This window comes from Kocuria tytonicola (assembly GCF_003687455.1).
Lineage (GTDB): Bacteria > Actinomycetota > Actinomycetes > Actinomycetales > Micrococcaceae > Kocuria > Kocuria tytonicola.
This window is the reverse complement of record NZ_PHOA01000102.1, coordinates 1-8745: the sequence shown is the minus strand read 5'-3', so window position 1 is coordinate 8745 and position 8745 is coordinate 1. Positions and strand designations below refer to the sequence as shown.

Genomic DNA, 8745 nt, shown 5'->3' with positions numbered 1-8745 from the left:
GCCTGAGCCTGCGGGGTGCGGCGGGGGAGGAGACCGTGACGGTGCGCTCCCTGCAGAGCCAGAACAGCTCGGTGCAGCAGATCGGGCCCACCAACCGGGTGGCCGTGAACCTGAGGGGCACCAGCAGGCGGGACATCCACCGCGGGGACGCGCTCGTGACCCCGCAGGCGTGGCCCGTCACGGATGTGCTGGAGGTCCGCCGGAACGGGGGAGCCCCGTTCACGGAGGTTCCCGAGGAGGTCGTGGTCCACGCCGGCACCGCGGGCGTGGGGGCGCGGATCCGGCCGCTGGACGCGGACCACGCCCGTCTCCAGCTGGAGCACCCTCTCGTGCTCGTGCCCGGTGACTGCCTGGTGCTGCGCTGCCCCGGGGCGCGCGTGGCCGTGGGCGGTGCGCGGGTGCTGGACGTCGACCCCCCGGCGCTGGACCGACGGGGCGCCGCTGCCCGTGAGGCGGCCCGGCTGGCCACGGTTCCGGACCACGGCGATCCCGTGGCGGAGACCGTCAAGCTCGGGGCCGTGCCGGTCGAGCAGCTGCGGCTGCTCGGCTTCGACGTCTCCGACACCGCCGCGCCCTCCGCGGACGTGGTGCTCGCCCAGGGCTGGTGGCTCCACGCGCCCCGACTGGCCGAGTGGGCCGAGACCCTGACCCGGGCCGTGAACTCCGCCCACGAGCGGGACGCCCTCTCCCGCGGTCTGCCCCGGGGAGCGGCCGCGGCCGTTCTCGGAACCCCGGGGTCCGAGCTGCTGGACACCGTGGTGCGGACGGCCGGGCTCGTGGAGCGCGACGGCTTCCTCACCGTCCCCGGCCGGTCCACCGGGCTGGGCGCCGCCGAGCCGGGGGTGGCGGAGGCGGAGGCCAGGCTGCGTGCGCGGCCCTTCGACGCTCCGGAGGCGTACGAGCTGGCGGACCTGCACCTGGGCCCGCGCGAACTCGCCGCGGCGCAGCGGGTGGGCAGGCTGCTGAGGCTGCCGGGCGACGTCGTCCTGCTGCCCTCCGCGCCCGCGCTCGCCATGCGCGAGCTGGCCCGGCTGCCGCAGCCCTTCACCACGAGCCAGGCGCGGCAGGCGTGGGACACCACCCGCCGCGTGGCCATCCCGCTGCTCGAGTACCTGGACGCGAAGGGCTGGACGCGGCGCGAGGACGGGACCCGCCGGAGCATCGTGCGCTGAGGGGCGGTGCGCTGAGGTCCTGCCCGGCTGCCGGGCCCGCAGGCGCGGTGCCCGTGCAGGTGTCGGGACGCTGGTCCCGCGGGTCTCGGGGTGGGGCACCTGCCCACCGCGTGGCCGCACGGCGGTCCAGCGGCACAGCGGTGCTCCGGGGCTTGCCTCCCAGGGGACGCATGGGCCGTGGGGCAGAAAAGCGTCAGTCCCTCCGTGCGCGCCGTGAGCGAAACCTCCTGCCCGTGAGGCCCCGGGGCGGCTACCGTCGAGGGCACGACGGGGCCACCAACCCGCCCCGCACCACGCGGGGCCGCGTGCGCCCGCCCACTCCACGACCGCACTCACCGGGTCCGAACGGCCCGGAGCTCACGAAGGAGCAGTCATGACCGAGATCCCCGCACAGAATCCCCAGGGCCAGGACGCCCAGCCGCCGCTCGAGAACGGCACCCCGGACGGGGCGGTGCCGCAGGACGCGGCCACGCAGAACGGTGCCGCTCAGAACGGAGCAGGGCAGAACGGTGCCGCTCAGAACGGAGCAGGGCAGAACGGCGCGCCCCAGGGCGAGACGATCGGCGCCACCGGGGACGCCCAGGACTCCACCCTGGAGAAGGACCCCTCGGACTGGGTCAGCGGCGACGAGCCCATGACCGCCGCGCAGAAGTCCTACCTGGACACCCTCGCCAAGCAGGCCGGGGAGGAGCTGCCCGCGGACCTCACCAAGGCGCAGGCCTCCGAGCACATCGAGCGGCTCAAGGGCACCTCGAACTGACACCTCTCACGGACGCCCCGCAGCCCCTTCCCAGGGTGCCGCGGGGCGTTTGCCGTGCCACTCCCAGGCATCCACGGGTTCGGGGCACCGCCTGGGAGTTCCCGGAGCCAGGACAGCCTCACCATGCTTGTGGCGCACGGGAACGACGTCGAGGATGAGCGGGTGCTCACCACGATTGCGGGACTGCCCGCCCACCCACTCCTCGTCCATCTGTCCGTCGTGGCCGTCCCGCTCGGGGCGGTCCTCCTCCTGCTGTGGGCCCTCGTGCCCCGCTGGCGCGCTCGGCTGCGCGCCGTCACGGTGGGGGTCACCGCCGTGGCCTTCCTCGCCTCGGTGGTCGCCAAGAGCACGGGAGAGGCGCTGCTGCCCGCCATGGGCCTGAGCGAGCACTCCCCGGGGGAGGTCGGACCCCACGCCCAGTACGCGGACCTGCTCGTGGTGGCCGTGGGCCTGTGCCTGGGAGCCGGCGTCTGCCTGTACGCGGCGGAGCGCTGGCTCACCCCGCAGCGTTTCGCCCGCCGGGACACCCTCGTGCTCGTCCTGCGGGTCCTCGCCGTGCTCGTCGCCCTGTTCGCCCTGGTGATGACGGCGCTCACCGGTCACGCCGGGGCGCAGCTGGTGTGGGGGAACTTCCCGCACTGACCGCGGTGCCGGTGCTGGCGTGCGCGCCCGTGCTCGGTGGGCCCGGACCCCGGGCGCGGTGCCCGGCGGGGCGGCGTCGTCGGCTTTGGGGGGGTCTGCGGGCGCGCAGTAGATTGACCCGCGTGCCTCAGGATGCGAAACCCACGTTGAAGACCACGCCCATCGGCTCCGGCGAGCACCCGCTGGTGTTCCTGCACGGGCTGTTCGGGCGCGGCAAGAACTTCACGAACATCGCCAAGGGGCTGCAGCCCGAGTTCCGCTGCCTGCTCGTGGACCTGCCCGACCACGGCGACTCCGCGTGGACCGAGACATTCGCGTACGCCGCCATGGCGGACACCGTGGCCGAGGAGCTGCGGAGGGGCTTCGCGGCGGACGGCCCCGTGGACGTGCTCGGGCACTCCATGGGCGGCAAGGTGGCCATGGTCCTCGCGCTGCGCCACCCGGAGCTGGTGCGCCGGCTCGTGGTGGAGGACATCGCGCCCGTGGACTCGAAGGAGGCGGACGCCACCGCGTCCCGCGGGAACTTCGAGCACCTGCTGGGCTCCCTCAAGCGCCTGGACCTCTCCGGGATCACGCACCGTTCCGAGGCCGACGCCGCTCTGCGCACCGACATCCCGGACGACACGGTCCGCGGGTTCCTCCTGCAGAACCTGCGCCACCGGGACGGCGGATTCGCCTGGCAGCCCAACCTGGACCTGCTGCACGACCAGCTCGACACGGTGGGCGGCTGGCCCGATCAGGACGTGGCCGGGAGAACCTTCACCGGGCCCGTCCTGTGGATGGCGGGGGAGAACTCCCCGTACATCAAGGAGGCGGACGCCCCCGCCATGCGCGCGCTGTTCCCCAGGACCGTGCGCACCACCGTGCGCGGGGCGAGCCACTGGGTGCACGCGGACCGCCCGGACGAGGTCATCATGGCCCTGCGGGCCTTCCTGCTCGCAGAGCGGTGAGCAGGGGCCCATCCCGCCCGGGGGACTCGTCCCCGGCCCAGGGAATGGCCCTCGTGGCAACGGCCGCCCTCATCACCCAGACGGGCGCCGCCGTGGCCGTGGGCCTCTTCGGGGAGGTCGGGGCGTTGGGCGCCGTCTTCCTGCGACTGGCCCTGGCCGCGGCGGTGCTGTGCGTCGTCGTGCGGCCCTCGCCGAGCATCGTCACCCGGGCGAACATGGGTGTGGTGCTGGGGTTCGGTGTGGCCCTGGGGGCCATGAACATGCTCATCTACCAGGCCATCGCCCGGCTGCCGCTGGGGGTGGCCGTGACCATCGAGCTGCTCGGACCGCTGCTGCTGTCCGTGGTGATCTCCCGGAGGCCCGCCTGGGCGGTGTGGGCGCTCCTCGCACTCGCGGGCGTGGTGCTGCTCAGCGGTGCGGGTCCGGGGACCGGTGCGCCGGATCCGGCGGGGGTGCTGTTCGCGCTCGCCGCGGCCGGCATGTGGGCGCTCTACATCATGATGTCCCGCCAGGCTGGCCGCAGCTTCGAGGGAATTCGCGGGCTCGCTCTCGCCATGGTGATCGGCGCCGTGCTGGCCGCGCCCTTCGGGATCGGCAGCGGCGGCGCGGCACTTCTCCACCCTCGTGTGCTGCTCGTGGGTCTCGCCGTGGCGCTCATGTCCTCGGCCGTGCCCTATGCGCTCGAGCTGCTCGCGCTGCGTCGTCTGCCCGCGGAGACGTTCTCGATCCTCGTGAGCCTGGCCCCCGCCGTGGCCGCACTCGTGGGCTGGGTGATCCTGGGCCAGGCCATGGGGCCGGTTGAGGTCGGCGGCATGGCGCTGGTGATCGTGGCCAGCGTGGGCGCGGTGCGCTCGGGGCGCCCGCCGGCGGCGTCGCGTCCTCCGCTGGGCTGAGGCATGGGGACAACGCCGCGGCGTCCCGTTCAGGGACACGGGGCGGGGGACGGGCCCGGGTGTCTGCGCTCCCGCCTAGCATGACCAGCCATGGGATTCACGCGCGCCGAACTCGACTCTTACCGGGACCGCACGGTGCCGGACCTGCTGCCGCGCCCGCTGCGGCTGCTGTTCGTGGGGATCAACCCCGGGCTGTGGACCGCGGCCACGGGGGCCCACTTCGCGCGTCCCGGCAACCGTTTCTACCCGGCACTGCACCGCGCGGGGATCACGGACACGCTGATCGACGCCGCCCGCGGCTACGAGGACTCCGACCTGGCGCAGCTCACGGGCCGGGGGATCGGGATCAGCAACGTGTGCCCCCGTGCCACGGCGCGGGCCGACGAGCTGACCCGTGAGGAGCTGCACGAGGGCGCGGAACGCCTCGACCGGCTCGTCCGCCGGGAGCGTCCTGCGGTGGTGGCGGTGCTGGGCATCACCGCCTACCGGGCCGCGTTCGACCGTCCGAAGGCCACCACGGGGCCGCAGGAATCGCCGTGGCCGGGCACCCAGCTGTTCGTGGCACCGAATCCCAGTGGGCTGAACGCCCACTCGTCCCTGGACGACCTCGCGGCGGTCTACGGGGAGATCGCGCGGGCCGCGGGTGTGCTGCCACCGGGTGCCCGCTGAGCGGCTGAAACCTCCCTGCCCCGGTGGTTCACCGCATCCGGTCCACGAGGGGGAGCACCCGCAACCCGGCCTCCCGATCACTGGCCGGTGCCTCCCCGCGGGCGAAACCGGCCCACGCGCGACGCAGCCGGGCGCCGTCGTCCACCACCTGCGCCCAGGTGTGGCCGTCCGTGAGGGGCGTGCGCTTCCACGCACCCTGACCGGGAAAGAGCAGCGGCAGCTCGGAGATGTGGGCTGCGGCCACCGGGTTGCGGCCCACACCCCACGAGAACTCGTAGCGCCACCCGGTGCCTCCCGCCTGGACGTGCCGCTGGGCGAACCCCGCCGCACCCCTGCCGTAGATCCGCCGGGTGAACGGGGTGACGAAGAACCGGTCCACGTGCCGCGTCCTGCGGGAGTGCCGCATGGGGGACAGCAGCGCGGGAACACTCGCGGCGAAGAGAGCGGCCTCCCGCGTGGTGCTGCCCACCAGGACATCCACGTGCGGTGCGGCCTCACGCCACGCGGCGTCGAGTTCCGCCTCGGGCGGGAGGGGATCCATGCCGTACTGCAGTCCGAACGGCATCTGACCCTTGAGCCCGTGCCGTCCGGCGGCCTTCGCGACGCGCTGCTGCATGGCGCGCACCTCGTCCAGGGGCGCGTCCCGGGCGAGGGGAGCCGCCGTCCGGGCCATCAGGGCGCTCATCCTCGCGCGGCCGGCCAGCAGACCGAACGGCGCGCTCTGGATGATGGCCCGGTGGAACAGCTCGCGGGCGCGGGGGACCAGCATGAGGTGGGCCACGGCGTCGCCACCGGCGGACTGCCCGAAGGCCGTGACGTTGTCCGGGTCCCCGCCGAACGCGGCAATGTTCTCGCGCGTCCACTCCAGGGCGGCCACCATGTCCAGCAGCCCGAGGTTCGCCGGGATCCTTTCACCGTCCCCGAGGAACCCCAGCAGGCCCAGTCTGTAGGTCACGCTCACCACGACCACCCGCTGCTCCGCCACCAGCGCACCGGGGTCGTAGAACGGCGCGTCTCCGGCCCCGGAAGCGTACGAGCCGCCGTGGATCCACACCATGACGGGCAGCTTCGCATCCGGAGGCGTGTCCGCGGGCACGGTCACGGACACGCGCAGGCAGTCCTCGTCCTGCGGGAGGTTCCCCAGCGTGCTGCCCACGACGTCGTCGAGGAACGGCATGGGCGGCTGCGGGCACGCCGGTGCCGGGTCCGTGGCACGGATGGCCGCCGACGGCGCCCCGACCGCCCGCGGGGGCTCGTAGCGCTCCGCCGTGGCGTACCTGATGCCGGTGGCCCGGTCCACGGGCCCGTCCCGCCAACCGGTCACGGTCCCGCACGGCGCCACCCACTGCGGGGCCCCGGACCCGGACGAGGTGACACCCGCGGCGTGGCGCGGGCCCTCAGCCATGCCGCCCACCGTCCAGCCGCCGACTCATGCCGATGGTGTGCGGTGCCCGGTCCGCAAACCCGTGGCGGGCGTAGAGCGGCTGCCCGGGACCGTCCGCCATGAGGCTCACGTAGGCCCCGGGAGGTGCGTCCGTCCGGATCGCGGTGAGAAGGTGCTCCAGCACGGCGCCCCCGAGCCCCTGCCCCTGGTGCGCGGGCAGAACGGCCATGTCCACCACGTGGAAGTACCAGCCGCCGTCCCCGATCACGCGGCCCATCCCCACCACGTGGCCCGTGGCCTCGTGCCGCACGCGGACCGCGCGCCACGCACCGTGGATCCCGGCGCGGGCCTGCTCCTCGGTGGTGGGGCTCAGCCCGGTCTCCCGGCGCAGGCGCATGTACTCCGCCACCGTGGGCGGGCCGTCCAGCAGGGTGTATCCGGGGCGCACGTCTGTCATGCGACCATCCTGGCGCACCGCGCCGACATGCAGAACGACGCCGCAGGGCCACCTATGCTGGGCGGGGCGCCGGGACGGTCCGGCCCGGCAGGACGGGAGTGAGCACGGTGGACATCGAACCGGAGGCCGTCTTCGACGTCGTGGACCTGCTCGGTGTGCTGACCAACGGCATCCTGGGCGGGGTGGTGGCCCGGCAGCTGCGCATGGACCTCGTGGGGTTCGTGGTGCTGGCCATCATCTCGGGTCTGGGCGGTGGCATGCTGCGGGACACCCTCCTGCAGCATGGTTTCCCGGTTGCGCTCACCAACCCCGCCTACCTCACCACTGCGCTGGTGGGTGCGCTGGTCGCATATCTCATGGCCTTCAGCAGCAGGTGGACGTTCCGTGCCCTGTTCGTGGCGGACTGCCTGTCCGTGGGGTGCTGGGCGGCCACCGGAACCGTCAAGGCCTTCGGCGCCGGGCTGGCCTGGCCTCCGGCCATCCTGCTGGGCGTGGTGACGGCGGTGGGCGGCGGCATGATCCGTGACATCGCGGTGGGTCGCCTGCCCGCGATCTTCGGGGGCAACACCCTCTACGCCACGAGCGCCCTGCTCGCGAGCACCCTCATGGCCCTGCTCGTGGGGCTCGGCCACCCCACGTGGGGGATGGCGGGGGCCATCGTCCTCAGCGCCGTGGTCAGCGTGGCCGCGCGCCGCTTCGGCTGGCGGCTGCCCGGCCCCGCGAACCTGAGCCCGAGCGCCCTCACGAAGCTGCGCCGCAGGCCCGCCACGCGCAAGGACGACGACGGCACGTAGGGCCGGGACCACCGCCGTTCGCGCGGACGCGGCGTGCGTGGTGGAACCGGGCCGCCCGCACCGGCCGTGGGAGCGGGCCCCACGGGACGAAGCCCGGCTCGCGCGCCGTCCACCGACGGCGGCGCCCACCACGACGACGCCGCCCGGCCCCACTACCCTGGAGCACATGTCCCTCCCCAAGATCGTGCTGTTCTACGTCTTCACCCCGCTCGCGGACCCGGAAGCCGTGAAGCTGTGGCAGCTGAACCTCGCGCAGCGGACAGGGGTCACGGGCCGCATCATCGTCTCGGAGCAGGGGATCAACGCCACGGTCGGCGGGGACATCCGAGAGGTGAAGGCCTACGTGCGGGGACTCCGGGAGTACGCGCCCTTCAAGCACGCGGACGTGAAGTGGTCGGACGGCGTGGGGGAGGACTTCCCCCGGCTGAGCGTGAAGGTCCGCCCGGAGCTCGTGACCTTCGACGCCCCGGACCTGATCACCGTGACGGAGAACGGCGTCGAGGGTGGGGGCACGCACCTTGCGCCCCACGAGGTGCACGAGCTGGTGGAGCAGCGCGGCGAGGACGTGGTGTTCTTCGACGGCCGCAACCGGCTGGAGGCGCAGATCGGGAGGTTCCGCGGCGCCGTCGTCCCGCGCGCGGAGACCACCCGGGACTTCCTGCGGGAGATCGAGTCCGGAGCGTACGACCACCTCAAGGACAGGGCCCTGGTGACCTACTGCACCGGAGGGGTGCGCTGCGAGGTGCTGAGCGTGCTGCTGCGCAACCGCGGGTTCCAGGACGTGTACCAGCTGGACGGGGGCATCGTTCGCTACGGTGAGCAGTACGGCAACGACGGACTGTGGGACGGTTCCCTGTACGTGTTCGACCGGCGCATGCACACCGAGTTCTCCGCGGAGGCCCGCTCACTGGGCCGGTGCGCCGAGTGTGGAGAGCCCACACCGCGGTTCGTGAACTGCGCCAACGGCGAGTGCCGTGCGCTGTTCCTGTGCTGCGAGACCTGCACGGGCAGCGGGGTCCTCTCT

10 protein-coding genes are annotated in these 8745 nt (G+C 73.6%); 8 read left to right on the top strand and 2 right to left on the bottom strand.

From position 1 onward, the window contains the following. The 6 genes from CWC38_RS09930 to CWC38_RS09905 all read left to right on the top strand — a co-directional run. Nucleotides 1-1172: SelB domain-containing protein (locus CWC38_RS09930; protein WP_121846587.1), on the top strand; the 1172-nt coding region annotated here is incomplete at its 5' end. Between the two features lie 373 nt (nucleotides 1173-1545). After that, on the top strand, nucleotides 1546-1932 hold the full coding sequence (locus CWC38_RS12715; protein WP_121846586.1) for a DUF3072 domain-containing protein: 387 nt from the start codon (nucleotides 1546-1548) through the stop codon (nucleotides 1930-1932). 123 nt (nucleotides 1933-2055) lie between these two features. Then, entirely contained in the window at nucleotides 2056-2574 is a 519-nt protein-coding gene (locus tag CWC38_RS09920) for a DUF2231 domain-containing protein (RefSeq protein WP_240625203.1), read from the top strand. A 122-nt stretch (nucleotides 2575-2696) separates the two neighbouring features. Continuing rightward, nucleotides 2697-3524, top strand: a complete 828-nt coding sequence (locus CWC38_RS09915) for an alpha/beta fold hydrolase (RefSeq protein ID WP_121846585.1) — start codon at nucleotides 2697-2699, stop codon at nucleotides 3522-3524. A gap of 44 nt (nucleotides 3525-3568) precedes the next feature. After that, nucleotides 3569-4417 carry an EamA family transporter gene (locus tag CWC38_RS09910; RefSeq protein ID WP_121846584.1) on the top strand — a complete coding sequence of 283 codons (849 nt, stop codon included), beginning with the start codon at nucleotides 3569-3571 and terminating at the stop codon, nucleotides 4415-4417. Between the two features lie 90 nt (nucleotides 4418-4507). Further along, the gene (locus CWC38_RS09905; RefSeq protein ID WP_121846583.1) at nucleotides 4508-5086 is read left to right on the top strand and encodes a mismatch-specific DNA-glycosylase; all 579 of its coding nucleotides are present in this window, start codon (nucleotides 4508-4510) and stop codon (nucleotides 5084-5086) included. Between the two features lie 28 nt (nucleotides 5087-5114). Here CWC38_RS09905 and CWC38_RS09900 read toward each other — a convergent pair whose 3' ends face one another. Next, the gene (locus CWC38_RS09900) at nucleotides 5115-6491 is read right to left on the bottom strand and encodes a carboxylesterase family protein (protein ID WP_121846589.1); all 1377 of its coding nucleotides are present in this window, start codon (nucleotides 6489-6491) and stop codon (nucleotides 5115-5117) included. Next, nucleotides 6484-6927: a GNAT family N-acetyltransferase gene (locus tag CWC38_RS09895; RefSeq protein WP_121846582.1), complete on the bottom strand. Its 444-nt coding sequence runs from the start codon at nucleotides 6925-6927 to the stop codon at nucleotides 6484-6486. Before CWC38_RS09895 ends, CWC38_RS09900 begins: the two co-directional genes overlap by 8 nt. A 98-nt stretch (nucleotides 6928-7025) precedes the next feature. On the opposite strand from CWC38_RS09895, the gene CWC38_RS09890 reads away from it, so the two are divergent. Next, a complete protein-coding gene (locus CWC38_RS09890) occupies nucleotides 7026-7721 on the top strand; it encodes a trimeric intracellular cation channel family protein (RefSeq protein WP_240625202.1) in 696 nt (231 codons plus the stop codon). Between the two features lie 166 nt (nucleotides 7722-7887). Next, nucleotides 7888-8745, top strand: an 858-nt coding sequence (gene trhO / locus CWC38_RS09885) for an oxygen-dependent tRNA uridine(34) hydroxylase TrhO (protein WP_121846581.1), incomplete at its 3' end; no start/stop codon positions are given.